At 55.3% G+C, this 25051-nt stretch carries 26 protein-coding genes; 17 read left to right on the plus strand and 9 right to left on the minus strand.

Annotation, left to right across the window (positions count from 1 at the left end; all coding sequences use genetic code 11):
* Positions 1-34 precede the first annotated feature (34 nt).
* Positions 35-1063 carry a class II fructose-bisphosphate aldolase gene (fbaA, locus tag HCR00_RS03510; protein WP_167142812.1) on the plus strand — a complete coding sequence of 343 codons (1029 nt, stop codon included), beginning with the start codon at positions 35-37 and terminating at the stop codon, positions 1061-1063.
* Positions 1064-1158: 95 nt separating this feature from the next.
* Positions 1159-1893: a DUF6264 family protein gene (locus HCR00_RS03515; protein WP_167142815.1), complete on the plus strand. Its 735-nt coding sequence runs from the start codon at positions 1159-1161 to the stop codon at positions 1891-1893.
* Here the strand turns inward: HCR00_RS03515 and aroD are convergent.
* Complete coding sequence (gene aroD / locus HCR00_RS03520) at positions 1890-2711, minus strand: type I 3-dehydroquinate dehydratase (RefSeq protein ID WP_167142818.1); 822 nt, start codon at positions 2709-2711, stop codon at positions 1890-1892. The two genes, HCR00_RS03515 and aroD, sit on opposite strands and share 4 nt — an antisense overlap.
* Positions 2712-2773: 62 nt before the next feature.
* Between aroD and xseA the strand changes: the two genes are divergently transcribed.
* The 6 genes from xseA (at position 2774) to HCR00_RS03550 (ending at position 9101) form a co-directional block, all read left to right on the plus strand.
* Entirely contained in the window at positions 2774-3976 is a 1203-nt protein-coding gene (gene xseA, locus HCR00_RS03525) for an exodeoxyribonuclease VII large subunit (protein ID WP_243854521.1), read from the plus strand.
* A 10-nt stretch (positions 3977-3986) separates the two neighbouring features.
* Entirely contained in the window at positions 3987-4211 is a 225-nt protein-coding gene (locus HCR00_RS03530) for an exodeoxyribonuclease VII small subunit (protein ID WP_167142821.1), read from the plus strand.
* A complete protein-coding gene (locus tag HCR00_RS03535; RefSeq protein WP_167142824.1) occupies positions 4211-4870 on the plus strand; it encodes a DUF4245 domain-containing protein in 660 nt (219 codons plus the stop codon). Before HCR00_RS03530 ends, HCR00_RS03535 begins: the two co-directional genes overlap by 1 nt.
* A 14-nt stretch (positions 4871-4884) precedes the next feature.
* On the plus strand, positions 4885-5559 hold the full coding sequence (locus tag HCR00_RS03540) for a carbonic anhydrase (protein WP_341747202.1): 675 nt from the start codon (positions 4885-4887) through the stop codon (positions 5557-5559).
* Positions 5560-5608: 49 nt separating this feature from the next.
* Positions 5609-7012: a class II fumarate hydratase gene (locus HCR00_RS03545; RefSeq protein ID WP_167142826.1), complete on the plus strand. Its 1404-nt coding sequence runs from the start codon at positions 5609-5611 to the stop codon at positions 7010-7012.
* Positions 7013-7082: 70 nt separating this feature from the next.
* A complete protein-coding gene (locus tag HCR00_RS03550) occupies positions 7083-9101 on the plus strand; it encodes a BCCT family transporter (protein ID WP_167142829.1) in 2019 nt (672 codons plus the stop codon).
* On the opposite strand, the gene HCR00_RS03555 is transcribed toward HCR00_RS03550, so the two are convergent.
* Positions 9066-10196, minus strand: a complete 1131-nt coding sequence (locus HCR00_RS03555) for an acyl-CoA dehydrogenase family protein (RefSeq protein ID WP_167142832.1) — start codon at positions 10194-10196, stop codon at positions 9066-9068. The genes HCR00_RS03550 and HCR00_RS03555 overlap by 36 nt on opposite strands.
* Before the next feature lie 91 nt (positions 10197-10287).
* Here HCR00_RS03555 and mtnA point away from each other — a divergent pair, with 91 nt between their 5' ends.
* The 6 genes from mtnA to HCR00_RS03585 all read left to right on the plus strand — a co-directional run bounded on the left by mtnA (position 10288) and on the right by HCR00_RS03585 (position 16593).
* On the plus strand, positions 10288-11316 hold the full coding sequence (mtnA, locus tag HCR00_RS03560) for an S-methyl-5-thioribose-1-phosphate isomerase (protein ID WP_166987241.1): 1029 nt from the start codon (positions 10288-10290) through the stop codon (positions 11314-11316).
* 24 nt (positions 11317-11340) lie between these two features.
* Positions 11341-12405, plus strand: coding sequence for a BMP family ABC transporter substrate-binding protein (locus HCR00_RS03565; RefSeq protein ID WP_166987237.1), 1065 nt, complete (start codon positions 11341-11343; stop codon positions 12403-12405).
* 137 nt (positions 12406-12542) lie between these two features.
* Positions 12543-14063 (plus strand): ABC transporter ATP-binding protein, encoded by a 1521-nt coding sequence (locus tag HCR00_RS03570; protein WP_208317180.1) that lies wholly within the window; start codon positions 12543-12545, stop codon positions 14061-14063.
* Positions 14064-14085: 22 nt separating this feature from the next.
* Positions 14086-15234, plus strand: coding sequence for an ABC transporter permease (locus tag HCR00_RS03575; RefSeq protein ID WP_167142836.1), 1149 nt, complete (start codon positions 14086-14088; stop codon positions 15232-15234).
* Positions 15231-16145 carry an ABC transporter permease gene (locus tag HCR00_RS03580; protein WP_166987228.1) on the plus strand — a complete coding sequence of 305 codons (915 nt, stop codon included), beginning with the start codon at positions 15231-15233 and terminating at the stop codon, positions 16143-16145. The genes HCR00_RS03575 and HCR00_RS03580 overlap by 4 nt, the downstream gene beginning before the upstream one ends.
* Complete coding sequence (locus tag HCR00_RS03585; RefSeq protein ID WP_167142839.1) at positions 16129-16593, plus strand: cupin domain-containing protein; 465 nt, start codon at positions 16129-16131, stop codon at positions 16591-16593. The genes HCR00_RS03580 and HCR00_RS03585 overlap by 17 nt, the downstream gene beginning before the upstream one ends.
* 13 nt (positions 16594-16606) lie before the next feature.
* Here HCR00_RS03585 and HCR00_RS03590 read toward each other — a convergent pair whose 3' ends face one another.
* The 3 genes from HCR00_RS03590 to HCR00_RS03600 are packed head-to-tail and all read right to left on the minus strand — an operon-like array spanning position 16607 to position 19437.
* Positions 16607-17926: an amidohydrolase gene (locus HCR00_RS03590; RefSeq protein ID WP_243854522.1), complete on the minus strand. Its 1320-nt coding sequence runs from the start codon at positions 17924-17926 to the stop codon at positions 16607-16609.
* A gap of 2 nt (positions 17927-17928) precedes the next feature.
* On the minus strand, positions 17929-18672 hold the full coding sequence (locus HCR00_RS03595) for an SDR family NAD(P)-dependent oxidoreductase (protein WP_166987219.1): 744 nt from the start codon (positions 18670-18672) through the stop codon (positions 17929-17931).
* A 3-nt stretch (positions 18673-18675) separates the two neighbouring features.
* Entirely contained in the window at positions 18676-19437 is a 762-nt protein-coding gene (locus HCR00_RS03600) for an isoprenyl transferase (RefSeq protein ID WP_166987216.1), read from the minus strand.
* Between the two features lie 114 nt (positions 19438-19551).
* Between HCR00_RS03600 and trhA the strand changes: the two genes are divergently transcribed.
* Positions 19552-20292, plus strand: a complete 741-nt coding sequence (trhA, locus tag HCR00_RS03605; RefSeq protein ID WP_424945191.1) for a PAQR family membrane homeostasis protein TrhA — start codon at positions 19552-19554, stop codon at positions 20290-20292.
* Here trhA and HCR00_RS03610 read toward each other — a convergent pair.
* Positions 20289-20546, minus strand: a complete 258-nt coding sequence (locus HCR00_RS03610; RefSeq protein ID WP_166987210.1) for a hypothetical protein — start codon at positions 20544-20546, stop codon at positions 20289-20291. The two genes, trhA and HCR00_RS03610, sit on opposite strands and share 4 nt — an antisense overlap.
* A 23-nt stretch (positions 20547-20569) precedes the next feature.
* Positions 20570-21448, minus strand: coding sequence for a mycothiol conjugate amidase Mca (mca, locus tag HCR00_RS03615; RefSeq protein ID WP_243854523.1), 879 nt, complete (start codon positions 21446-21448; stop codon positions 20570-20572).
* Between the two features lie 36 nt (positions 21449-21484).
* Between mca and HCR00_RS03620 the strand changes: the two genes are divergently transcribed.
* Complete coding sequence (locus tag HCR00_RS03620; protein WP_166987207.1) at positions 21485-21880, plus strand: DUF4307 domain-containing protein; 396 nt, start codon at positions 21485-21487, stop codon at positions 21878-21880.
* 166 nt (positions 21881-22046) lie between these two features.
* On the plus strand, positions 22047-22532 hold the full coding sequence (greA, locus tag HCR00_RS03625; RefSeq protein WP_166987204.1) for a transcription elongation factor GreA: 486 nt from the start codon (positions 22047-22049) through the stop codon (positions 22530-22532).
* Positions 22533-22584: 52 nt separating this feature from the next.
* Here greA and ilvA read toward each other — a convergent pair whose 3' ends face one another.
* Both ilvA and HCR00_RS03635 read right to left on the minus strand, forming a co-directional pair.
* The gene (gene ilvA / locus HCR00_RS03630) at positions 22585-23832 is read right to left on the minus strand and encodes a threonine ammonia-lyase (RefSeq protein WP_166987661.1); all 1248 of its coding nucleotides are present in this window, start codon (positions 23830-23832) and stop codon (positions 22585-22587) included.
* A complete protein-coding gene (locus HCR00_RS03635) occupies positions 23832-25046 on the minus strand; it encodes an AI-2E family transporter (protein WP_166987201.1) in 1215 nt (404 codons plus the stop codon). Before HCR00_RS03635 ends, ilvA begins: the two co-directional genes overlap by 1 nt.
* Positions 25047-25051 lie beyond the last annotated feature (5 nt).

The raw sequence follows: 25051 nt of genomic DNA on the forward strand, positions 1-25051 counted from the left end.
AGAACGAGTGCAGAACGCAACAAAGGAGTCAGGTATGCCAGTAGCAACACCAGAGCAGTATCGTGAAATGCTCAACCGCGCAAAAGAAAAGGGTTTCGCATTCCCGGCAATTAACGTTTCGAGTTCACAGACTGTGCACGCAGTCTTGCAGGGGCTCACAGAGGCAGGCTCAGACGGTATTCTGCAGGTGAGCCACGGCGGCAGCTCTTACTTCTCAGGTCACACAATTGACGATAAACCAAGCGGCGCTATCGCATTCGCTAAATTTACCGAGGAAATCGCAAAGAACTACCCAATCACCGTTGCTCTGCACACCGATCACTGCCCGAAAGAGCGCCTTGACGACTGGCTGAAACCAATTATTGAGCGCAGCCGCGAGCGTGTTGCCGAGGGCGGCCGGGCTTATTTTCAGTCACACATGTGGGACGGCTCTGCTGTAACACTGCAAGAAAATTTGGCTATCGCCAAGGAGCTGCTTCCAATTTGCAAGGAGCTCGATGTCATTCTTGAGGTCGAGATCGGTGTAGTTGGCGGCGAAGAAGACGGTGTCTCACACGAAATTAACGATCAGCTTTACACAACCCTTGAGGATGTAGTAGAGACGATTGAGGCTCTCGGGCTTGGTGAACAGGGAGATTACATGGCTGCTCTCACATTCGGCAATGTGCACGGTGTTTATAAGCCAGGTAATGTGAAGCTGCGTCCAGAACTGTTAAAAGAGATCCAGCTCGGCATCGCTGAAAAGTATGGCACAGGCGAAAAACCGCTTGATCTTGTGTTCCACGGCGGTTCCGGGTCAACTCCAGAGGAGATTGCTGAGGCCGTGCGAAACGGTGTTGTAAAGATGAACATCGACACCGACACTCAATACGCTTACACACGCGGCGCTGCCGATCAAATATTCAGAAACTACGACGGCATTTTGAAGATTGACGGTGAGGTTGGAAACAAAAAAGCATACGATCCTCGCGCCTGGGGTAAGGCTGCAGAAGCTTCCATGGCGAAGCGGGTTGTTGAGGCGGCGCAGCAGCTTGGATCAGCTGGACAGTCTATTAGCGCTTAACCTTAAGGCAAAAAGAGACGGTTGTATTCCGCTACAGGAATGCAACCGTCTTCTCAGATCGCGTTAAAGCAATGCGGGTAGAGTCGTAGACAACTATGAGCGAAGATAACAAGACCAACGAGCAGCAACCAGACTCAAACGCAGCAGAACCGACCATGCGACCAAAACCGCAGTTCGGTGAGCTCGCTCCCGAAGGCTGGCAGTGGGAGCCGGCGCAAGAGACACAAGAGTCTGAAACCGCTGCCGCTGACCGGTCTACAGCTGCGCGTGTGCCGCACAATCTTGGGTTGCGCTACGATCACACAATTCCGCTAAACTCCGCCCCGGTAAGCACTGAAACAGCGGCCGCAAAGCCCGCTGCCAAAGCCACTGCCGTAAGCGAGACGCGAAACGTTTCCGCGGGCGCAAGCGGCTCACCGGTCACAAAACCACTCGCACACCCCGCAGATCGTGTTATTACCTTTATTTTGCTCGGCTTCGCTGTGTTTGGCGCGATGATATCTGCGTCTTCGCTCTACCAGCTGCCGAAGACTTTCAACCTATTTCTGCTGGCTGCAGAAAGTGAATTAGTGTCACCGCCTTGGGTGCAGACTCTCGGTTTTATTGGCGCCGCCACCATATTCGTGATTTTTGCGGCAACAGTGCTGCTAACTTTCCGGCGTCAGAGGCAGGGTAAAATTGCTTTCTGGATCCCACTGGTCGGCGGTGCTATCGCTTCGGTAGTTGCTTTTGCGATCACCGGAATCGCAATGGTAAATGTCATCCCAGCAGAACTTATCGCCGATCCGAGTGTGACGCAGCGTTTTCTAGAGCAGCTGCAGTCCCCCTAGTCTGCCAGCCTTGCAAGCAAGGCCGATATTTCTGCCACGCTCAGTGCCGCGGCTGCTGCACTATCGACACCCTGGGCAGCCAGCGCGTCGCTAATCGCAGCTAAGCGGTCAAGGTTTAACTGACCGGGAGCACTCGCCGATCCGCAAGATGCGAAAGTAGCTACACCGCCGAAAGCACCCGCCGCAATTCTACTGAGCGCGCCGAAATCACCCATCGAAATACCGATTGCCGGGCGCCCCTTAGCCGTGTACTCCCGCAGGCACTCGAGCAATACTGCTGTATCAGCGGGAGAGTGCGCCATTAACGCAAGCTTCGGGGTTCCATGGGGTGTCGTCTGCTGCCCGAGCAGGTGGAAAAACTCACGTATTTCGTCTACCGACGGAGTGCGCTGCCACTCATGGTGCGACCAGATTATTGGTATTCCGAGTTCCTCAACAAGAGATAGCAGGGAGGCTACCGCTTGTGCATCGGTGCGGCGCGCAGTTTGCACAGTCTGTAACTCAAGGTCTACTGCCGCAAATTTATGGGCTGTTAAAAATTCCCGCAGACGGGCAATATATGCTGCAGCGGTAATATCTAATTCACCGCCCTGCGCTGCAGTGCGTAGAGTGAGAATCACCGGCTGCTTAAGATCCCCCACTGCCGCAAGCGGATCGCCGTTTTTAAAAGTGTCAACTCGCAGTTCAACAATGTCAAAACGCGCATTGTGGATCGCTGCCGTACGGACAGCTTCCTGGTTAGTCTCCTGCAGCGACACGATAACCATCGCCCCGAACGGACCTTGCGGGCGCTTCTCACCTTGCAACAAACCAGACAAATTCACAATTGTAAGAGTATCTCAGTAATCTAGAGAGCGAACAAATGCCTTAGAGGAGAATCGTGCCGCAAGCTCCAAGTGAATCTAACCCGCTCAGTGTTGCCCGTGTGAGCGAGGTTTTGAAGCGGACCATTAAAGGGCTCGGCGCGGTTTGGGTCGAGGGTGAAATAACAGAGTGGAAAGAAAACCGCGGCAATGTTTACGGTCGCTTGCGCGACTTAGACGGCGGAGACGACAGTCTCTCCTTCAATATTTGGAGTTCGGTTAGAGCGCAGCTGCAGCAGGATTTTCACACGGGTGATCATGTGGTGCTGCTGGCAGAACCAGACTATTGGACAGCTCGGGGATCGCTCAGTTTTAATGTCAAACGCATTAAAACAGCAGGGCTCGGCGAGCTCATGCAGCAGCTTGAAAAATTGCGTCACAAGCTTGCCGCCGAAGGGTTGTTTGCAGAGGATCGAAAACTCCCCCTGCCGTTTCTACCGGGGTGCATTGGCCTGATTACCGGGCGCGACTCTGATGCAGAAAAAGACGTTTTAAAGAATACTCTCGAGCGCTGGCCAGGCATTCCTTTCGAGATCGTGCACACAGCTGTGCAGGGTGTAAACGCAGCTAGTCAGGTAACGCAGGCAATACAGCAGCTCGATGCCGATCCGCGTGTTGACGTCATCATTATCGCGAGAGGCGGCGGCGACTTTCTTGATCTGCTGCCGTTCAGCGACGAAACACTTGTGCGCACTGCCGCAGCAACAAAAACCCCGATCATCTCAGCTATTGGCCATGAGGCGGATCGCCCACTCCTAGACGAGGTTGCAGACTATCGCGCGAGCACACCAACCGGTGCCGCAAAGCGTGTTGTGCCCTCATACATAGAGGAACATGAGATCGTAACGGGCGCGGTGGGCAGAATTCGTGCGCGTCTCACACACACTGTGGAGCAAGAATATGCAGCCCTCAGCAATACGCGCTCTCGCCCTGTTTTGCAGCGACCTGAGTCAATGTTCGAACAGCAGGAAATTGACGTGCAGCGACTTGCGGTGCGCTCTGCTGAGCTCGTCGACCGTCAGCTTTATAACGCCGCATCTGATTTGAACAGCCAGCTCTCACAGCTGCGCGCGCTGTCACCGCTCGCAACTCTTAAACGTGGATACGCGATGGTGTTAAATAGCGAGGCGAAACCAATTTCAAAGACTTCTGAAGTGCAACCGGGCGACACCCTCAAGCTGCGGGTCAGCGACGGTGAAATTACAGCAATCGCAGAATAGGATTGAAGCTATGACTGAAGCGCAAACTGAAATCGCAGAACTTAGCTATGAACAGGCTCGTGACGAGTTAATTCAGGTTGTGCAGCGACTGGAGCTAGGGGGCATCCCGCTTGCTGAGCAGCTCACTCTGTGGGAGCGCGGTGAGGCACTGGCAAAAAGGTGCGAGCAGTGGCTCGGTGACGCTAAGGCTAGATTAGAAGCTGTTCGCGCAGAATCTGCAAAGGCCGACTCCTAGTGGCTAAACTTCAAAAACAGCCCACGGTTGTTGCCGAACTCGGGCGCCCTGAAACTGCGGCAGAGACAACAGCCCGCAAAGCCAAGCAGTCTTATCTCTATAAGAAGCGTAAAACGCTCAATAATCTTATTTACTCACTGCTGGTCACCTTAGGGTTTCTGGCGCTCATCGTGCTCATCGTGCCGCGCGGCACGGGTGATTTCACCACCCGCAATGTTGATGTGCAGCAGCTTGCAGAGGGCGCATCTGACACATTCGGGCAAACCGTAGCTAACCCGGCAGTGGGTGATAAATGGCTCGCTAAGCAGGCAAAGGTCCGCTTTGACCGAGAAGAGCTTGTTACCTATTGGTATATCGGCTATACGACGCCGAGCGGCAATTACGCAGGGGTAGCCCAGGGGCACAATAACGAAATGCTGCCGGCAGACGCACGCTGGGTTAATAAACAGTTAGAGGGGAAGAAGCAAACGGGCACAGCTTCCTTCGCAGGCTACAACTGGCAGGTTTACGATCACTCCAGTGACAGCGCCGACAGTTCTAACGTGCTGTGGGCTTATGTGACAGAGCTGCCGCAGGCTACGCTAATAGTGAGCGGCACAGGCAGCGAAGCTGAAATTCGTGACCTGGCTGAAAAAACAGCTGTCTCACTCACCGAGTAACTTAAGGTTTAAGGATGTCAATGCGGGCGCGGATCACCCCACAAGAGGCCTGGATGCAGATGGTGTCTGGTAATCAACGTTTCATTGCCGGCAGCCAGGAGCACCCGCATCAGGATGCTGCTAGACGAGATCTGATCGCCGGTGGACAGAGCCCGGACGTTGCGCTCTTTGGCTGTTCAGACTCACGTCTAGCGGCAGAGATCATTTTCGATCGCGGGCTTGGCGACCTGTTTGTAATTAGAAATATTGGGCACGTTGTAGCTGAGTCAATCGTCGCATCCTTAGAGTTTGCTGTCACAGAACTCGGTGTTGCGCTGGTTTTAGTGCTCGCGCATGACAGCTGCGGGGCGGTTAAAGCGGCGGTGAATCTCTGCACCGACAACCCAGATGAGATGCCGCGCGCTGTGGTGCGCACTCTGCAGCCGATTGTTCCAAGCGTGCAGTGGGTGTGGCATAGATACAACTCAGAAACTCCGTATGTTGCTGAAGACGAGATCGACGCCGACGAAGCCGGTAGGCACCATCTGCGCCAAACGGTGCAAGATATTCTGCGTGCGAGCGCGATCCTCAGAGACAGTGTGGCAGCAGGAAAACTGGGGATCGTTGGCTGTCAGTACAGTCTCACCGACGGCCACATTAAACCAATAATTTCTGTCGGACCGCTAGAAACCGGCGAGGCAGTATCCTAGAAGAACCGTGGCAGATAACACACGGTCGGGTTTCTAACGAAGGAAGCAAGTGAGCGAAATCGAATACCGCATCGAGCACGATACTATGGGCGAAGTTCGCGTTCCAAAAAACGCACTCTATGCAGCCCAAACTCAGCGCGCTGTAGAAAACTTCCCAATCTCAGGCAGCGGTCTTGAGCCAGCACAGATCATTGCGTTAGCGCGCATCAAACGTGCGGCAGCAATCGCTAACAAAGAATTGGGAATTCTAGACGCCGATATCTCAGACGCTATTGTTGCGGCAGCCGATGAGGTTATTGGCGGCGATCACCACGACCAGTTTCCGGTAGACACCTACCAAACAGGTTCTGGCACCTCATCGAACATGAATATGAATGAGGTGCTCGCAACTCTCGCTTCAAAGCACCTCGGCGCACAGGTGCACCCGAACGACCACGTCAACGCTTCGCAGTCATCAAACGATGTTTTCCCAACTTCGGTGCATATCGCGGTTACCGGGGCACTCATCGAGCAGCTGGTGCCGGCGCTTGAGTACCTCGCTGCGGCGCTCGAAGAAAAGGCTGAGGCGTGGAAGAGCGCAGTGAAGCCGGGCCGCACCCACCTGATGGACGCCACTCCAGTGACTCTCGGCCAGGAGTTTGGTGGCTACGCTGCGCAGATTCGCTACGGTATCGAACGCGTGCAGGCCGCTCTGCCACGTGTTGCTGAGGTGCCGCAGGGTGGCACTGCTGTGGGCACCGGCATTAATACGCCGCTTGGTTTCCCTGAGCGAGTTATCGCTGAAATCGCTTCTTCCAGTGGCTTGCCAATCACCGAAGCGCGCAACCACTTTGAAGCGCAGGCAAACCGTGACGGTTTGGTTGAAGCTTCAGGCGCTCTGCGCACAATCGCAGTGTCGCTGACCAAGATTAACAACGACCTGCGTTGGATGGGTTCCGGCCCTAACACCGGCTTGGGTGAGCTCTTCATCCCAGACCTCCAGCCAGGTTCATCGATTATGCCGGGCAAGGTGAACCCTGTTGTGCCTGAAGCTGTGCTGATGGTGGCATCACGGGTTATCGGTAACGATGCAACTATTGCTTGGGCGGGTGCATCAGGCGCGTTTGAGCTCAATGTGCAGATCCCAGTTATGGGAACCGCCCTGCTCGAGTCAGCACGACTTTTGAGCAATGCATGCCGCGTCCTGGCAGACAAGACGGTTAAGGGTCTTGAAGCAAACCTTGATCGTGCTGCAGCTCTTGCGGGCATGAGCCCGTCGACTGTCACCCCGCTGAATCGTCTAATCGGTTACGAAGCAGCTGCTAAAATAGCAAAGCACTCAGTTGCAAAGGGCATTACTGTGCGTGAGGCTGTTATCGACCTCGGCTACGTTGAGCGTGGCGAGGTCAGTGAGGCCGAGCTGGATAAGGCACTTGATCTGCTTTCTATGACCCACCCGGGAGTCGCCAAATAGATCTTGCTGTCTAACGCTCGAAATCACGCACCCGCCAAGACTTTCGGGCTGAACTGACAGGAAGATAAATATGGTTTTCAGCAAGAAAGCTAAAGAAAAACCTGCTTCTAGTTTACACTCCGCTGCCAAAAGCGACCGCTCCAAGACACCTGGACGCGGTCGCTTGGCCTTTATTCTCAACAAAGAGCGCGGGCAAAAATTTTTAGAAGAATTAAACTATCCGCACAATATTCACCCCGCTCTAGTCCCCGGTGTTTCAATCGAGGATCAAAAGGTGCGCTACGGCGTCGACCGCGTGATTGTGGCTGTTGTGGGTGTGCTGATTATCAGCTTCGTTGTGTGGGGCGCACTGCAGCCGCAGACTGTGTTTGATGTATCCAGCACGGCCTTGAACTGGATTATGGTCAACTTCGGTTGGGTTTTTACTGTCATAGCTGCCGGGCTTGTTGTTGTGCTGCTGTGGTTGGCGTTCAGCCGCTATGGCAAAATTCCACTCGGCCTAGACGGAGAGGCACCCGAGTTCTCAACCAGCTCATGGGTTGCGATGCTGTTTGCCGGCGGTATCGGCATCGGGATTATCTTCTTCGGCGCATATGAACCCCTAACCTTCTACCTCAGCCCCCGGCCGGACACAGTCGAGCCTGCGAGCGCTGAGGCAATTACCGCAGCGATGTCGCAGTCTGCAATGCACTGGGGCATTAATGCCTGGTCAATATATGCGATCGTTGGCTTAGCTGTTGCCTACACCAGCTTCCGGCGCGGGCGTGTGCCGCTTATGAGTTCTATTCTCGCGCCACTGTTTAAAACTGATGTCACCAACCCCGGTATGCGCGCTATCGACGGCATGGCAATTATCGCGACGCTCTTCGGCACTGCTGCCTCACTCGGCATCGGTGCTATGCAGATTGCACGCGGTGTCGAGATTGTGACAGGCTGGTCTACAGAGGGCAATCAGATTGCGATTGTCGTGATCATGCTGCTCACAATTGGCACAATTATTTCTGCTGTGTCTGGGGTGGCTAAAGGCATCCGTATGCTCTCAAACATAAATATGGTGCTCGCGCTGGGGCTTGCGATTTTTATCTTCTTTGTTGGCCCTTCTGCGTTTATTATGAACGCAATTCCTTCGGTCATGATTGACTATTTAGCTAATATCCCTGATGCACTATCAGCGAATATGGCCGCGAGCCCTGAGATGCAGGCATTCCTCTCAAGCTGGACCGTCTTTTACTGGGCTTGGTGGGTTTCTTGGGCCCCATTCGTGGGTGTTTTTGTGGCGAAAATTTCTCGCGGCCGCACGATCCGCCAGTTTGTTTTGGGCGTGCTCTTTATTCCTTCAACGATCGTAATTGCCGCTTTCACAGTAATCGGCGGCACCGCGATTTGGATGCAGCGTGAAACTCAGGCGCTCGCGCCGGGCAACGATCCTAACGCACTGCCTGCCCCCGCAGAGATTATGTTTGAAGTGCTCAGCAACCTGCCGGGCTATGCGATTGTTGCCCCGTTGATTATCGTTATTCTTGCGGTCTTCTTCATTACCTCGGCTGACTCAGCCTCTCTTGTAAATTCACAGCTCTCACAGCGCGGTAACCCATCACCGAAACGTCTTATCACCGCGTTCTGGGCTGTGTGCATGGCGGGCATTGCAGTCGTTATGCTGCTTGCTGGTGGTGCGGATGTGCTGCAGGGCTTGCAAAATATGATCACCATCACCGCGCTTCCTTTTGCGGTTGTGCTGATCCTGATGACTGTCGCACTTGTCAAAGAGCTGCGCAACGATCCGATGACCATCCGCAGCAACTTTGAACAGTCTGCGCTTGAAAAAGCCGTTGTGGCCGGTGTCACTGAATACGGCGATAACTTCAAGATCGCCCTCGAACCAACCGCTTCAGACGATGAATTAGCCGCCGGGGCAGATTTTGACTCAGAGGCACCAGAGGTTACTGACTGGTATGCGCGCACAGATGAAGACGGCAACCCTGTTGATTACGACTATGAGGCCGGCCAGTATCTTGATGCTGACGGCACGCCACTAGTCGATGAGACAGCGGATTCAGACACCGTAAAAACGACGGACGGTGCCGAGTAAACCGGCCGCAGAAGTTGGATGATACTGCGCCGCTGCAACGTCGCGGCGCAGTCTCGCCAACTCACTGTCAGCCTGAAATGCGCTCGTACCGCTCACCGCGCACGCCATTTCAACGGTGTTAGCGGCCGCGTCACAAATCTGATTCTTCGCCGCCGCAAGTGCTAGAAAGGCATCAGGTCGGTTAAACAGCTCACCAGAATCAAGCTGTGCGCACAGCAGCTCCAGAGAGTTTAGCGCCGCCCGCTGACCCAGCACCGCTGCCGCAAAGTCAGCACCCCGCCGTTCATTAGCGCCGGCTGTTGTTTCGGTGCCGTCCATCAGAGTTACTGCACGCTGTAAAGCTGTCGTTGCAAGCTCAATAGCGCGCTCAGCAAGCCCCTGATACACGGATGCGGTGAGCAGAGAGAAATTCGCAAAAATCGCACCAACAAGCAGATCGCTCGCCTCGTATGGCGCAATATCACGAACCACCCGGCTGTTTCGCATCTGCACGTCTTCAAGCACAGTTGTGTAGCTGTGCGTGGCTCGCATCCCCACAGGATTCCACTCTCCCGGGTTGCTTATCTTGCCTGCAGCGTCGCGTTCAACAAAACCAAAAATTAGTCGGTCACCGCAGCGCGCGTGCAGCCCCAGCCTGGTCCATGCTGGTGACAGAGTGGTAAAAACCTTGGTGCCGGAAATCAGATAGCCGTCTGCGTTTTTGTCAGCGGTTGTTTTTGCGTCAAGCAGCACAACGTCATTGCCGGGTTCAGAGATGCCAAACGCAAAAATCTCCCCCGCAGCTGCTTCTTTCAGCACCCACTCCAGTGATTTATCGCCCTGTTCGAAGAGGGATCTGGCAACGCCCACCCACACCTGGTGCATATTAACTGCGAGCGCTGTGGCCGGCGCTGCTTGCGCTAACCGCCGCTGCAGGCGACTCACCTCGGTGGCTGCAAGGCCCGCACCGCCAAGCTGCGTAGGGGTAAAGGCGCTCAGATACCCCGCTTCTTTAAGCAGCTCGATGTCGGCCGCACAGAATTGGTTGTCTGCGTCTAACTGCGGCGCACGATCCGCAATCTGTTTTAAGATGGTGTCGCTAATGATCGCTGTCATAGTGTTAACGATACACTCGCAGTTTCCGAGTCGCTTTAAGCTCCGGTATTGTGGATATGAATCTTAACGCTCCACGTTTTAGGGAGAATTTTTGCGCACTATCGATTGGCAAGACGGTGTAATTAAGCTGATTGATCAGACCCTGCTACCGCACGAGTTGGTTTTGCGCGAGGTTGCAGATATTGAAACCCTTATCGCGGATATCAAACGGCTAGCGGTGCGTGGCGCCCCGGCGCTGGGGGTTGCTGGCGCGCTCGGTGTTGCGCTGCTCGCTCAAAAACTTGCGGATCCCGCGGCGGTGCGTCGTGAGGCGCAGCGGCTGCGCGAGGCACGCCCCACTGCTGTGAATCTCTCGTGGGGTGTTGATCAAGCACTCGCAGTTATTGATGACGGCGCTGACGCTGTGCTCGCAAAAGCCCTTGAGGTGCGCGATGCAGACATCCGCGCGTGCGTTTCTATGGGGCTCTACGGTGCCGAAACTGTGCGCTCTATAACGGGCAAAGAGCAGGTGCGCATGATGACCATCTGCAACACCGGCGGTCTGGCAACTGTAGAGCGCGGCACTGCGCTCGGAGTGATCCAAACCCTCCTAGAACAGGGATCTTTGACCCAAACATTAGCTTGTGAAACTCGCCCGCTGCTGCAGGGCGCCCGGTTAACCGCATGGGAGCTAAAAAACATGGGTGCTCCCTTCAAATTAATTGTTGACTCTGCTGGCCCGTTTCTGCTCTCCCGCGGCGCTGCCGATGCAGTGGTTATCGGCGCTGACAGGATCGCAGCGAACGGTGACACCGCAAATAAAATCGGATCCTTCTCTCTAGCGCTTGCCGCTAAATATGCGGGTGTGCCCTTTTTTGTGGTTGCCCCCGAAAGCACAATTGATATGCAAACGACAACCGGCAAAGATATTGAAATTGAGGATCGCGGCGTTACTGAAATTGCCGAGCTTAACGGCGTTAGAACCGCACCAGCAGACATCGAAGGCCTAAACCCGGCCTTTGACGTTACCCCACACAGTTTGATCACCGGCATTATTACCGAACGCCGTGTGATTCATCTCGACCGGGGGCAAACCCTGGCAGAGACTCCCCTTGGCGAGCTTCGAGTCGCCGCTCAATAAATCCCGAAAGGATCAAGATATTCAATGAAGGCATTTACTAAGCGTGGCGCTACCGCAGCTGCTGCTGGCGTTGCCGCAATCGGCCTACTGCTCTCAGGTTGCGCTGGTGGAAACAGCTCATCTAACAGCAGTTCTGCATCCTCTGAAACTGGCACAGAAAGCAATCAGAGTTTCATCTACATAACCAGTGACCCAATCGGTCAAAATGAGTTTCTGAAGTCTGGCCAGATCGGCATTAACGCTGTTGCTGAGGCCAACGGCGGAAAAGCAAAAACCTTCGAGTCTAAAGACGACGAAACCCGCCGCTCAAATCTCGATCAGGCTGTCAATGAAGCACCAGCGGTTATTGTAATGCTCGGTTTCCAGTTTGCTGACCTTGCAGCCGAGTATGCAGAAGCCTACCCAGACCAGAAGTTCCTGCTGATCGACACCACTGTTGAGGGCGACTTCGACAACCTCTACACCGCCACCTTCCGCGAGCAGGAGCCTTCATACCTGCTGGGTGTTGAAGCTGCGCTGCTCTCGCAGTCAAAGAAGGTTGGCTCGGTAATGTCACTTGATATTCCGCTGCTGCACAAATACAACAACGGTTTTGCGCAGGGTGCGACCGACACCGCAAGTGATGTTGAGGCGATTGCGCCACAGTATGTTGGTGGCGAGAATCCATTTGCTGACACCGCTCGCGCGAAAGAGCAGGCACTTGCTTTTGCGGCAACCGGTGTTGACCAGGTGTTCGCTGTTGCAGCCGCCGCTAACGGTGGTATTCACGAGGCCGCTGCTGAAAAGGGCTTTTACACCTACGGTGTAGACGCAAACCAGTGCGGTATGGCACCGGGGCACGTCGTTGACGGCACCATCAAGGCTGTGAACAAGGTTGTTGAGACCGTTGTGGGCGAGATCCTTGCAGGCAAGAGCCCGAAGGACGCAACCAGCTCATTCGGCCTGGCAGAAGAGGGCATGACCGTTGTTAGCCTCACCGATGACGCTGCAGATTCTGGCTGTGTTGTTATGTCACACCCGGAGATTATCGAAAAGGTTGAGGCTGCCGCTAAGGCAATCAAGGCCGGCGATATTACTGTTGCTGAATAATTAGCTGCGGTTCTGTTTTAACAGTTGGGGCTCTGATCACTGCGGTCAGAGCCCCAACCCATATTTCAGAGACGGCAACAAACTAGGCTTTGTTAGACTTAAACGCACATCAGTTCATGGCCTTGAGGAGTCCCAGCGTGGTCGCTGAAATTGAGATGCGCGGCATCACCAAACGTTTTCCCGGAGTTATTGCCGACGATAACGTTGATTTCACGGTTGAAAAAGGTGAGATTCATGCGCTGATGGGTGAAAACGGCGCTGGCAAATCAATTCTAATGTCGCAGCTCGCCGGGGTTTATCAACCTGATGCGGGCACGATTAAAATCAGCGGTGCAGAGGTTAAATTCACCAGCCCACTCGACGCAATCGCAGCGGGTGTGGGCATGGTATTCCAATCTTTTAAGCTGTTTCCCTCTCTCACTATCGCTGAAAACGTGGTGTTCCGTGATGAGCCAACAAAAGGTGGCTTGCTGGATCGCGAAGCCGCGGTGGCAAAGGTGCAGGAGATTGCCGACCGCTACGGGCTTGCAGTAAACCCGCGCGATAAAGTCTCTGATGTGCCGGTCGGAGTGCTGCAGCGGGTTGAAATTATTAAGGCACTCTATCGGGAAGCGAAAATTTTAATTCTCGATGAGCCAACAGCTGTGCTCACCCCGCAAGAGACTGAAAAACTTTTTGAGATTTTACGTGCCCTCAAAGCTGACGGGCGCACAATCATTATCATTACGCACAAGCTCAGCGAGGTTATGAGCATTTCTGATCGCGTCACTGTGCTGCGTGACGGCAAGAATGTTGCTGAACTGATCACCGCCGATACGAACCCGACAGAGTTGACCCGTCACATGACCGGGCGTGATGTTGATCTGACACAGCCGCCACCTAAAAATCCGCTCGGCGAAGTTGTGCTCGATGTGCAGGGGCTTACCGTCACTGAAACAGGGCGCAACGCAGTTGATAGCGCAACGTTTACTGTGCGTCACGGTGAGATTGTCGGCATTGCCGGTGTCGCAGGTAACGGGCAGGTCGAGCTTGCCGAAGCGATTGTGGGAATGCGCCCGACAGTCGCGGGCACTGTCACGATTGCGGGCACGGATTGCAGCTCATTGAGCATCGCTGCAAGGCGTGATGCTGGTGTCGCATATATTCCTGAGGATCGGCACGGTGTCGGCTCAGCTGCAACCGCATCTGCCAGCGATAATCTCGCGTTAGGGCATCACCGATCCGCTCCGCTGCTAAAAAAGGGTCTGCTCGCAAGGAAGCGCATGACCGAGCACGCCCGCAATCTAATAAACCGCTTTGGCGTGAAAATAGCCAGCCACGAAACCCCCGTTGGCACCCTCTCTGGCGGCAACCTGCAGAAGGTGGTTGTCGCGCGCGAGATGGCTTACGCCTCCCCTCTTTTAATCGCAGAACAACCAACCCGCGGTGTCGATGTGGGCGCGATCGAGTCGATCCACAAAGAGCTCACTGCGTATCGCGATAGCGGCGGTGCGCTGCTGCTCATCTCCGCTGAGTTGAGCGAGATTATGTCGCTTGCAAGTCGCATCCTCGTCATGTTCGAGGGGAAGATCGTAGCTGACCTGCCGCGCGCAGAGGCTACCGAATCGCTGCTCGGTCTCTATATGGCTGGCCACACCCCGCACGAGACCGCTAGCTAACGACGCAGGTAGACTGTTTAGCATGTCAAACGACCAACTGGGAAAGCTCGGAAGCGGCGTCAAGAAAGCGCTCACCAGCTCTATCCTGCTCTCAATATTGAGTGCGTTCGCCGTGGGGGCGGTGCTGCTCTTACTGACCGGAGCCAACCCGATAGACGGGTATCGCGCGATGTTAGAGGGTGCGCTGGGCACCGGCCTGGGGCTGGCGAACACCATCGCCCGCGCCACAACAATCATCTGCTTCGCCCTCGCAATCGCTGTTGCATTTCGTGCGGGTGTGCTAAACCTCGGCACAGAAGGTCAGGCTGTGCTTGGTGCTCTGACGGGAGGTCTCGTCGCGCTCTACATGCCCGGCCCGGGTTTTCTGGTTTTGCTCGCTTCCCTTGCTACCGCAATCATCACGGGCGCTGCTTGGGGATATCTTGCAGCATTTTTACAAAATGTTCTCAACGTTCCGATTCTTATTTCAACACTGCTGTTGAACTACCCAGCCCGTTTTTATTCTTCGTGGCTGATTCGTTTCAAACTCGACGATCCCACAACCGATCTTTCTGCAAGCGCGCAAATTGCACCGGATAGGCTGCTTCAGACCTTTGTTGTGCGCGGTTCGGATCAGGCGAAGGAGCTCGCCGCCGCCTATGGTGGCCAGTCTTATCTAACCGCCTTCCTAACCAATGTGAACTGGGGCCTTGTGCTCGTCATTGCACTGTTAGCCGGCATAATCTTCTTAAACTCGCGCACCCGCTACGGCTTTGAATCCGGTTTGGCCGGCCAAAATGCTGAATTCACTCGCTACGCTGGCGTGCAACCTAGCCGCCTCACCACTAAAACAATGCTGCTCTCAGGCGGTATCGCGGGCCTTGCTGGTGTGATGCTGGTGCTCGGCGCACCAAACACGCGAATGCTCGAGGGGCACGTGGTCACCACCGGCTACGCCTGGACCGCACTGCTGGTCACACTGCTGGCCGCATATCGTCCGCTCGGCACAGCTATTTCAGGTCTGTTTTTCGCCGCAATTATCGTGGGTGCTGCCGCTATGGGCCGCGAGCTCGGCCTCTCTCCACAGATTAGCGCGATCATTCAAGCGCTGGTTATCATTCTCATCGCGTTTAAGGTCGCGATTCCAAAGCGAAAACGACGCTCTGAAAAGCGGACGGAGGTCACGGCATGAACCTACTCACACTGATTGACGCTGATCTCTTTGCGTCGGTGCTGCGCGCTCTGATTCCGGTGCTGCTCGCCGCCCTCGGCGGCATGCTCTGCGAACGCGTGGGCGTGTTTAACATCGGTTTAGAGGGCATGATTTTGATCGGCGCTTTTGGCGCTGTGGCCGGCTCCTACTTCTCAGGCAGCTGGGTTTTAGGTGTGCTCGCAGGGGCGCTGGCTGGTGCGCTGTTTTCGTTAATTCTTGGCTACGGATCGGTGTATCGCGGCGGTGACCCAATTGTGCTGGCTATTGCGATGAACATTCTGGGTGTCGGCATCACAAGCTTTCTAATTTATGCCGTGTTTGGTGTGCAGGGCGTTTTTAAAGACCCCGGAATTGCGGGAATCCCGACCTGGCGCATCCCCTTCCTTGCCGATATCCCGTACCTCGGCCTGCTGTTTAACCTGTCACCGCTCGGCTATTTGGCACTGCTGTTAGCTCCCGCTTTATGGCTGCTGCTGTTCCGCACACCGCTTGGGCTTAGGATGCGCGGTGTTGGTGAGCGGCCACTTGCTGCTGCCACGCTCGGGGTGAATCCTAAGCGCTATCAGCTGCTTACTGTGTTGGCTTCGGGTGCGCTCGCAGGGCTCGGAGGCGCGCAGCTTGCAATCGGAAACGTGCAGCAGTTTACTGAGGGCATGAGCGCCGGTCGCGGCTGGATCGCAGTAGTCGCTGTGATGCTAGCTCGCGCACACCCAATCGGGGTGCTTGGCGCTGCGCTGCTGTTCGGGTTTACCGACGCTTTCGGTTTCCGGCTGCAGAGCATCGGTTTGCCGCAGCAGCTCACGGACGCAATGCCCTATATTGTGACGCTGTTAGCGCTGCTCTTGATGACCAAACGGTTACGTCGCAAGAAGGATGTTCAGCTTGCCTAGTGAGCTCACGGCACAGCAGGTTATCGAAACGCTGAGCCTTGAGCCGCTGCCGCATGAGGGTGGTTACTTTAAACGCACCCACAGCAGCCCACACTCGAGCGCTATCTACTATCTGCTGCAGGAGGGCGACTTTTCCGCGCTGCACTCACTGACAGAGACAGAGGTGTATCACTGGTATGCCGGATCTCCCCTCGAAATACTGGTGTTGCTGCCCGACGGTGAGAGCACGGTGCACCGTCTCGGCCCGAATATTATCGGTGGTGAGCTACCGCAGGCTGTTATTCCGGCTGGTGCCACACACGGCTCCCGTCCGCTCGGCGCCTGGAGTCTTGTGGGCACAACGATGTCTCCGCCGTTTACTTGGGAGGGGTTTGCGCTCGGCGATGCCGCGATGCTAACGCTTGCCTACCCGCAGCATGCGCAGCTGATCCGCAAGCTAACGCGCTAATCCAACAGTCGGTTTAAGCTTTTTCAGCAGCAGCCGCGCGAATACGTGCGGCGCTCACTCTGGCGCGCTGTTTGATGTTCTGCGCATCTAGCGTGAGGTGCTCGCCGTCTTTGTAGAGCGCACGGCCGTTAACCCACACATCGGTGACATCATGGCCGCCTGCGGCAAACACAATATGCGACACCAGATTATCGTGCGGGATCGCGTTTACCCCCGTCACATTAAGGGCAACAATATCCGCGCACTTACCGACCGCAAGTTCACCAGAGCCTGCAAACCCGATAGCTTTAGCACCGCGCTTCGTCGCCACCTCAAACACTGATTCAGCAGTAACCGCTGCCGCATCATGCCGCACACCGCGGTGCAGCATTGCGGCCAGTTTCATTTCTTCAAACAGGTCGAGGTTGTTGTTCGATGCAACAGAATCGGTGCCTAAAGACACCTGTGCTCCGCTTGCAAGCCACTCGGGAAAATCAGCCACCCCATTTCCAAGCTTTAGGTTTGATACCGGGTTGTGCGAAAGCGCAGCACCGGCTGCCACATAGTCGCCGATCTCTCCCGCAGTCAGGTGCACACAGTGCGCAGCAAGCACTTTCGCATCCAGCAAACCCAAATCGCGCAAGTAGTCACCCGGAGTTTTGCCAACCCGATCAAGCATCTGCGCAACCTCAGCCGGAGATTCAGAAATGTGCGTGTGAATCGGCAGGCCGCTCTCTTTAGCGTGTGCGATAGTCTCAACAAAAAACTCACGCGGCACAGAGTATGGCGCATGCGGGCCAAAAGCTATTTTTATGAGCGGATCGCCGTGAAACTCCTCTGCAAGCTGGGCAGTGTGGGCAAGCTCAGCAGCGCCATCCCTAGCTGTGACACCAGGAAACATCACGACATCCGGCGCGACAGTCGCAGGAGCTGCAACAACTCGCATCCCAGCTTCACTCACCGCCTGGATGAGACGTGAATTCCAGACATACATATCCGCAAAAGCTGTTGTGCCGCTGGCAATCATCTCCAGCATCGCCAATTGCAAACCGGCGAGCACATCCTCTTCAGTGAGATGCTGTTCGAGCGCCTGCACCTCAGCAAGCCACGGCATAAAACCGTGATCATCGCTGACGCCCCGCAGCAGTGTCATAGCGGAGTGTGTGTGACCGTTCGTCAGGCCGGGTATCAATATGCGGCCCCTCAAGTCTCGCACCTTAGCGCCGGCCGGCAAAGCACCAAGGCTGCCCTTCGCGCCCACCGCAGTGATGCGGCCGTTAGCGAAGCGAAGTTCAGCATCGAGCACAGTTTTGCCAGCAGTTACCAGAGCATCAGCGTATAAAACGGTTGTCATGTCTACCATCCGGGTGTTACGGTCATACCTGCGTCAACCACTAAATTATGGCCGGTTATCGCGGCGGCAAACGGGCTTGCGAGCATGACGCAGGCTGCGGCCACCTCCTGCGGTTGCACAAGACGCTTAAGCGGCGCGTTAGCCTCCCATCTGCTCACCCCTTCCGACCATTCTGCGGCTATTCCGGGGCGCTCAATCAACCCTGGGGAGACCGCGTTCACCCGCACCCCCTGCGCGCCAAGCTCGAGCGCAAGCGCCTGCGCGTGCATCACAACAGCGGCTTTCGCGCTCGCATAGTAGCTGTGACCGATAGCTGGCCGAAGCGCTTCAACAGAGGCGATGTGGGTGATCCACGCCCCTTGCGACATCCGCTCCGCTGCACGGCGACTGAGCTCATGCACAACTGTGACATTAACGTGAAACAGCTCTTCCCAAGTTTTTACATCTAGCTCATTAAACGGCACAACAGGCTGCAGCGCCGCACAGTTGATCAAACCGGTCAACCGAACCCCGTGCGCAGAAACCGCAGCGATCAGTGCCGCGCACGCACCCTGCCCCGACAAATCGCTCCACAGCGGTGTCGCGCCGATCTCTTCAGCCACCGCACGCGCTCCAACCTCAGTGCGGGCGTGCGCAAACACACGTGCCCCACTGTCGACAAACATCTTCGCGATAGCTCGCCCAAGATTGCCGTTTGCGCCGGTCACCAAAACCGTCTGATTCGAAAGGTCTGAAATGTTCAGCATCACTTATGCTCCGTATCTTCTGGACCGTTTTGAGTAGTCGCGCAGGGCGCGCAGCAGATCAACCTCACGCAAATCCGGGTATAGCGCCTCAACAAAGTAAAACTCTGAATGGGCCGACTGCCAAATCATAAAATCGCTTAACCGCTGCTCGCCACTTGTGCGGATCACAAGGTCGGGATCTGTTTGGCCGCTGGTCCACAGATGCTCGCCGATCCGCTCCGGGGTGAGCCACTCTGAGAGGGTTTCAAGCGTGCCACCCTCGGCCTTGTGTGTTGTGATCGCAGCACGCACCGCCGCAGTTATTTCGCTGCGCCCTCCGTAACCCACCGCAAGATTAATGTGCAAGCCGTTCCGCCCTGCGGTAGTCGTTTCAGCCGCTCGCAGGCTGGCCGCAAGATCCGCAGGCAGTATCTCTGCATCTCCAACATGCTTAATGCGCCAAGCACGCTGCTTCGTAAGATCGGCGGCAAGCTTTGAAATAATGCTAAACAAGTCATTAAGCTCAGCGGTGTGCCGACTGTGCAAATTATCTGCCGAAAGCAGATACAGTGTCACCGTGCGCACCCCAGCGTCATCACACCATCTCAGAAACTCAGGAATCTTGCGCGCTCCGGCACGGTGGCCAACCGCAGCCGCCTCCGCCAACCGCAGTTTCGCCCAGCGCCGATTACCGTCAACAATCACGGCAATGTGATCTGGAATCTGCTCCTGATTTATCTGTCGCCTCAGCCGCCAGCGATAAAGACCGTATAAAACGTCAATCATGGCGGAGATTGTTCCCTTCGTGCGAATACAAAGCCGCAAGGTGCAATGAATTTAGAGCCTGTGTCCTATATTCTAGTGTGCTGCCGCGCCGCCGGCTAAGGTTAGTCTATGAATTTGAGTGGCGTAGAAACTGCCCAAAAGGCAACTCAGAAAGCAGCAAAAAAGGCAGCCAAAAATCTAAAAAAAGCTGCGGCTCTTGCTGCGCAGCCCGCAGACCCCAAACCACTGCTGCGCGGCTGGCTGCACGCCGGCACGGCACCTCTGGCGCTCGCCGCAGGAATCGTCTTAATCTGCCTGGCACACGGGCCGATTGCGAAAACTGCGAGCGCGATCTATCTGGCCAGCTCGCTGCTACTTTTTGGGCATTCCGCAATCTACCACCGTTTCAACTGGTCACCGCGTGTAAAACAGATTCTACGGCGCATAGATCACGCAAATATTTTCTTACTCATTGCCGGCACATATACCCCGGTAGCGGTGGGAACGCTTCCACTTGAGCAGGCGATGGTGCTGCTCGCATTTACCTGGGGTGGTGCGTTAGTCGGGATTTTGTTTAGAGTTTTTTGGCTGCAGGCGCCACGCGGCCTGTATGTTGCGCTCTATATTGTGCTGGGTTGGGCGGCTGTGCTCTTCTTTAAACCGATGTTTGAGGCGAATGCGCCGGCGATGATCCTGGTGGCCGTAGGTGGGTTACTTTACACCGTCGGCGCCCTGTTTTACGGTTTTAAATGGCCGCTGCGCAACAATCGCTTTTTCGGTTTTCATGAGCTGTTTCACGCTGCGACGGTCACCGCGTTCTTCTGCCACTGGACGGCAGCGCTGCTGGCGATGCTAGATCCCGCCTATCTGCGTTAGCTGGCGCTATCGGTTTTGCCGGTTTGCGCGTCGCCCTTCGCATTCTGCTCACTCAGCTCTGCGGCGATTTCTTCGCGCACCTGCTCACGATACGAGATGGCGCGCAGTTTGCCGACCACTGAAAACGACAGGCCGATCACCGCAAGCGCGAGCACCCCGATAAATAGAAAACCAAGCGGCCCTGGGGTCACCATATTCGGATCGAGTTCAGTTTCGACGGCTTCTTCAAGCACTAAGAGTGCGGTGGTTAGCATATTTTCCTCCTGGATAGGTATTGTTAAGCGTTACCTTCGATGCCCGCAAAAAGGTCGTCTTCGCTGTCGCTTGTTGGCACGCGGCTCTCTGCTAAACGGTAGTCTTCAAACGGCCAGGCTGCTCGCTGCAGCTCATTTTCGATAAAAAAGAATCGATCGTTTGGGCTCACCTGGCTGGCGTGTGCGCGTAAGGCTTCATCACGGAGGTCAAAATAGTCTGCAACTCTAATTTTTGCTGTCGCCGCAGATTTTCTCTCACGCAATATTTCGAAAATATTCGTAAGTTCCTTAACCTGTTCTGAGTCTGGGTCGTTGGCCTCAATGTGCGCCTTGATTGCGGCGATACGATCGGCGTTAAAGATCTCATCGTAGTAGAGTTTTTTCACTTCCCACGGCTTTCCAGCCTCCGGGTAGGAGTCGGCTTTGCCTGACTCTTCCCAGGCGATACGACTAATCTCGTGGCAGCGAATGTGGTCGGGATGCGGGTAGCCGCCAATTTCGTTATAGGTCAGCATGACATGCGGTTTAAACTCACGCACTATCTTGATCAGGGGTGCAGCGGCAGTTTCTTTGCGGATCGCAGCAAATGAGAGCTCTGGCAGAGCCTCCCCTGCTTCTGGGAGGCCGGAGTCTTGAAAGCCGAGCCACCTGTGCTCGAAGCCGATAATCTCTTGCGCACGCCGCATTTCCGCACGCCTAAGACCCGCTAAGTCGCGCTCTGCTTCCGGGTTTGCCCGCACTATCTCATTGAGAATATCGCCGCGCTCACCACCGGTGCAGCTGACGATCATCACCTTGCAACCAAGGTTTAAATAGTGGGCGTAGGTGGCAGCCCCCTTGCTTGACTCATCGTCTGGGTGGGCGTGCACGGCAAGCAACCGCAATGACATTGTGATTGACATCCTCAATATTCAAGAACTGTTAGTACCATTAAGTCTATGACCACTGACCTGAATGAGCGCTACGGAACCGGTCGACGCAGTCGCACAGACAGGCGGTTAGCTTGGATACTAGCAGCTGCCATTGGGGCACTAGTTTTGTTTTTCGTCTGGAACGCGCTTTTTGTTTCTAACACCAGCAGCATTAGCGTGCGTGACATTAGCCACACGATTGAGGGCTCTGACAGCGCAACCCTAACTTTCGGGGTTACCGCGCCCGTCAATTCTGAGGTGCAGTGTGCGATCGAGGCGCTCAGCAAAACTTATGCGCCCATGGGTTATGCGGTTGTTGATGTGCCCGCTACCGGATCGCCTGAGCGGGTGTTTACAAAAACTCTTTTAACTGTGAATGAGGCAACCACCATCACCGCAAGCAGCTGCTGGATCGTTGCATAGCCTGGTGCGCTCTCTGCCCCTTCCATGCTTTTTATGCGATAACCGGGTAGAATAGAAGGGCTGCTCCGCGCACCGCGCGGAGCGTTTTGTTTATGTCTTGCAGAGCACAGATGTGACAACCGGTGTCACGTCCCCCTGTGATACCCCTACGGATAAGGAATAAAACATGACTGAAAATCAGCAGACCTGGCTGACGCAGGCAGCGTTCGACCGCCTGCAAGCAGAGCTAGAAGAGCTCAGCGGCCCCGGCCGTAAAGAGATTGCCGCTCGCATCGAAGCAGCGCGTGAAGAGGGCGACCTGAAAGAAAACGGCGGCTATCACGCCGCTAAAGATGAGCAGGGCAAAATGGAGGCTCGCATCCGGGATCTGGAAGAGCTGCTCAAGCACGCAATTGTAACCGAGGCACCTAAGAGTCACGGTGTTGTTGAGGTTGGAACCGTAATCACAGCCGAAATTTTCGGCGATGAAGAAAAGTTCCTGCTCGGCAGCCGTGAAATCGGTGAGGGCACTGATCTGGATGTTTACAGCCCAGAAAGCCCGCTCGGTGCGGCAATTATTGGCTTGAAGGTTGGCCAGTCAGCCTCCTACGAGGCACCAAACGGCAAGCAGATAACGGTAAAAATCACCAGCGTCGAGACCTTTGCCGGTTAAGCAAACTCGCTAGGGGTCGTAAAACTTTACGCTTTTACGACCCCTACTTTTTTTAATAGCGTTCGCCGACACGCACCTGGTAGCCGGCTTCTTCAAGCGCACGAACCACCTGGTCACCGTGATCTTTACCGCGGGTTTCGATGTGCAACTCGAGCTCGACATCACTTATTGGCAGCTCCGTCGCGTGCCTGGTGTGCAGCACCTCAACTACATTCGCGTACTGGCCGGCAACGATTTGCGCGGTGCGCACAAGCTGGCCCGGCCGATCCGGCAGCGAAATGCGCAGTTTGAGATAGCGTGACGCAGCAGCAAGACCGTGGCCGATCACGCGCTGCAGCAGCAGCGGGTCGATATTGCCGCCGGAAAGCACAGTCGCGGTAACCCCTGTGCTCTTAATTTTTCCCGCGATAATAGCCGCAACACCGGCTGCGCCAGCCGGCTCTACAACAAGCTTTGCCCGCTCGAGCATCAGCACGATGGCCCGCGCGATGTCATCATCACTAACCGTAATAATCTCATCAACGAAGTCGCGCACACACTGAAAATTTAAATTACCCGGACGCGCCACCGCGATACCGTCAGCGATCGTTGCCGTTGTTTCGACTGTAATAGGCTCTCCGGCTTTAAGCGACGGCTGCATTGCGGCAGCGTTTTCTGCCTGCACCCCGATTATGCGCATTTGCCGCCCGTTTTCAGCCGCCCACAGCTTCGCTGCTACAGCCACACCGCTAATCAGGCCACCGCCGCCGATCGGCACAACAATAGTGTCGATCTCTGGCTCTATATCGAGCATTTCTAGCGCAACAGTGCCCTGCCCATTAATGACGTCGGGGTGATCAAAGGGCGGAACAAAATAAGCGCCGGTTTCAGCCGCAAACTGTTTCGCCGCGGTGAGAGACTCCTCGACGTTGACACCAATCAGCTGCACATCCGCGCCATAGTTTTTTGTTGCTTGCAGCTTTGGCAGTGCAACCCCCAAGGGCATAAAAATTGTTGCTTTGATTCCGAGCTCACGCGCCGCATACGCCACACCCTGTGCGTGGTTACCGGCAGATGCTGCCACCACTCCGCCGGCGCGTTCAGCGGGGTCGAGGGCAGAAATCAGGTTGTAGGCGCCGCGCAGTTTATAGGCTCCTGTGCGCTGCAGATTTTCGCACTTCAACAGCACGCGCTTGCCGCCTAATAGTTCAGTTAGGAAGGTTGATCCTTCAAGCGGGGTGTGATTTACGACGCCTTCGAGTTTGTCAGCTACAGCTCTAATATCGGCTAATTTTGGCACCACAAACTGTTCAGTCACAATTAGTTTCCTTTACCCCTAGCTGCCCGAGAGATACGCTTTAATCGTGTCTTAGCGTCTGCTCGTGCCTTATTTCTCTGATGGTAGGCCTCCACAGGGTCTGGGAGCTCTCGCCAGTTGCTGTGCACCAGAGTGTTGACGATTGAGTTTGCCGCTGCCGCAATTGGCACCGCGAACAGAGCGCCCGGAATTCCCGCAAGCAAAGCTCCGATAGACACAGCGAGCACAACACCCAGGGGGTGCACGCGCACAGCGCTACCCATAACGAGCGGCTGCAAAATGTGCCCCTCTATCTGATTCACCGCAATAGCAATCAGCACCATAATCAGTGCCTGCACAGGCCCGAGATAGATGAGCGCGATTAGGGCCGCGAAAAGGCCGGTCATAATTGCGCCCAAGAATGGAATAAAGCTGCCTAGAAATACTGTGATACCGATTGGCACAACAAACGGCACGCCAAGAATTGCAGCCCCCAGCGCAATACCAACTGCGTCTACGAAGGCGACGAAAATCTGCACACGCACATACTGCCCGACAGAGCGCCACCCGGCGTTACCTGCAGCGTCTAATGGTGCATGCGCCGACGCTGGTAAGAAACCGAGCACCCAATACCAGATGCGTTTTCCATCAATTAGTAAAAATATGAGAGAGAAGATTGCAAGCAGCATGCCCGTCACGAATGCGGCAGCGGAGCTTGCAACTCCGAGAGCACCGTTCCAGAGCGGAGCGCTGTTATCACGCACTGTTTCAAGCACGGTATCAAAAGAGAAGTTGAAGTGGCTCGTATCGAATTCAAAGCCCAAGCTATCAACCCACTCGATCAAATGCCGCCACTCAGCGTTAGCCTTTGCGACAAGGGTGTCGAAACCTCCCTGCAGGTATCGAATGCTCAGCCACACAAGCAGCGTCACAGATGCGACCAAACTCGCCAGCGCGGCAATCACACCGACCGCCTTCGGAAGTCCAATTTTTTGAGCGCCAGAAACTATCGGATGCAGCAGCGCAGCCAGCAAAATAGCTACCAGCAGCGGCACCACAATGACACGAATCTGCACGAGCAACCAGAACAGAGCAGCAACCGCAACACCGATAACTATAAGTCGCCAAGACCAGGAAGCTGCCAGGCGCACTCCGTGCGGCACTTGCGCCGGACTCTGTGTCTCGATCCCAGCCTGCTTCGTTACAGGCGTCTGGGTTTTATCCTGATTCTCACTCATCTGAT

This window comes from Canibacter zhoujuaniae (assembly GCF_011752005.1).
In the GTDB taxonomy this organism is placed as follows: Bacteria; Actinomycetota; Actinomycetes; order Actinomycetales; family Microbacteriaceae; genus Canibacter; species Canibacter zhoujuaniae.

Bases quoted from the DNA above. Each gene is read 5' to 3' on its own strand.
- fbaA (WP_167142812.1), top strand. From the start codon at position 35: ATGCCAGTAGCAACACCAGAGCAGTATCGTGAAATGCTCAACCGCGCA.
- HCR00_RS03515 (WP_167142815.1), top strand. From the start codon at position 1,159: ATGAGCGAAGATAACAAGACCAACGAGCAGCAACCAGACTCAAACGCA.
- HCR00_RS03530 (WP_167142821.1), top strand. From the start codon at position 3,987: ATGACTGAAGCGCAAACTGAAATCGCAGAACTTAGCTATGAACAGGCT.
- HCR00_RS03540 (WP_341747202.1), top strand. From the start codon at position 4,885: ATGTCAATGCGGGCGCGGATCACCCCACAAGAGGCCTGGATGCAGATG.
- HCR00_RS03550 (WP_167142829.1), top strand. From the start codon at position 7,083: ATGGTTTTCAGCAAGAAAGCTAAAGAAAAACCTGCTTCTAGTTTACAC.
- HCR00_RS03555 (WP_167142832.1), bottom strand. From the start codon at position 10,196: ATGACAGCGATCATTAGCGACACCATCTTAAAACAGATTGCGGATCGT.
- HCR00_RS03565 (WP_166987237.1), top strand. From the start codon at position 11,341: ATGAAGGCATTTACTAAGCGTGGCGCTACCGCAGCTGCTGCTGGCGTT.
- HCR00_RS03575 (WP_167142836.1), top strand. From the start codon at position 14,086: ATGTCAAACGACCAACTGGGAAAGCTCGGAAGCGGCGTCAAGAAAGCG.
- HCR00_RS03580 (WP_166987228.1), top strand. From the start codon at position 15,231: ATGAACCTACTCACACTGATTGACGCTGATCTCTTTGCGTCGGTGCTG.
- HCR00_RS03585 (WP_167142839.1), top strand. From the start codon at position 16,129: ATGTTCAGCTTGCCTAGTGAGCTCACGGCACAGCAGGTTATCGAAACG.
- HCR00_RS03590 (WP_243854522.1), bottom strand. From the start codon at position 17,926: ATGACAACCGTTTTATACGCTGATGCTCTGGTAACTGCTGGCAAAACT.
- HCR00_RS03595 (WP_166987219.1), bottom strand. From the start codon at position 18,672: ATGCTGAACATTTCAGACCTTTCGAATCAGACGGTTTTGGTGACCGGC.
- HCR00_RS03600 (WP_166987216.1), bottom strand. From the start codon at position 19,437: ATGATTGACGTTTTATACGGTCTTTATCGCTGGCGGCTGAGGCGACAG.
- HCR00_RS03610 (WP_166987210.1), bottom strand. From the start codon at position 20,546: ATGCTAACCACCGCACTCTTAGTGCTTGAAGAAGCCGTCGAAACTGAA.
- mca (WP_243854523.1), bottom strand. From the start codon at position 21,448: ATGTCAATCACAATGTCATTGCGGTTGCTTGCCGTGCACGCCCACCCA.
- HCR00_RS03620 (WP_166987207.1), top strand. From the start codon at position 21,485: ATGACCACTGACCTGAATGAGCGCTACGGAACCGGTCGACGCAGTCGC.
- greA (WP_166987204.1), top strand. From the start codon at position 22,047: ATGACTGAAAATCAGCAGACCTGGCTGACGCAGGCAGCGTTCGACCGC.
- HCR00_RS03635 (WP_166987201.1), bottom strand. From the start codon at position 25,046: ATGAGTGAGAATCAGGATAAAACCCAGACGCCTGTAACGAAGCAGGCT.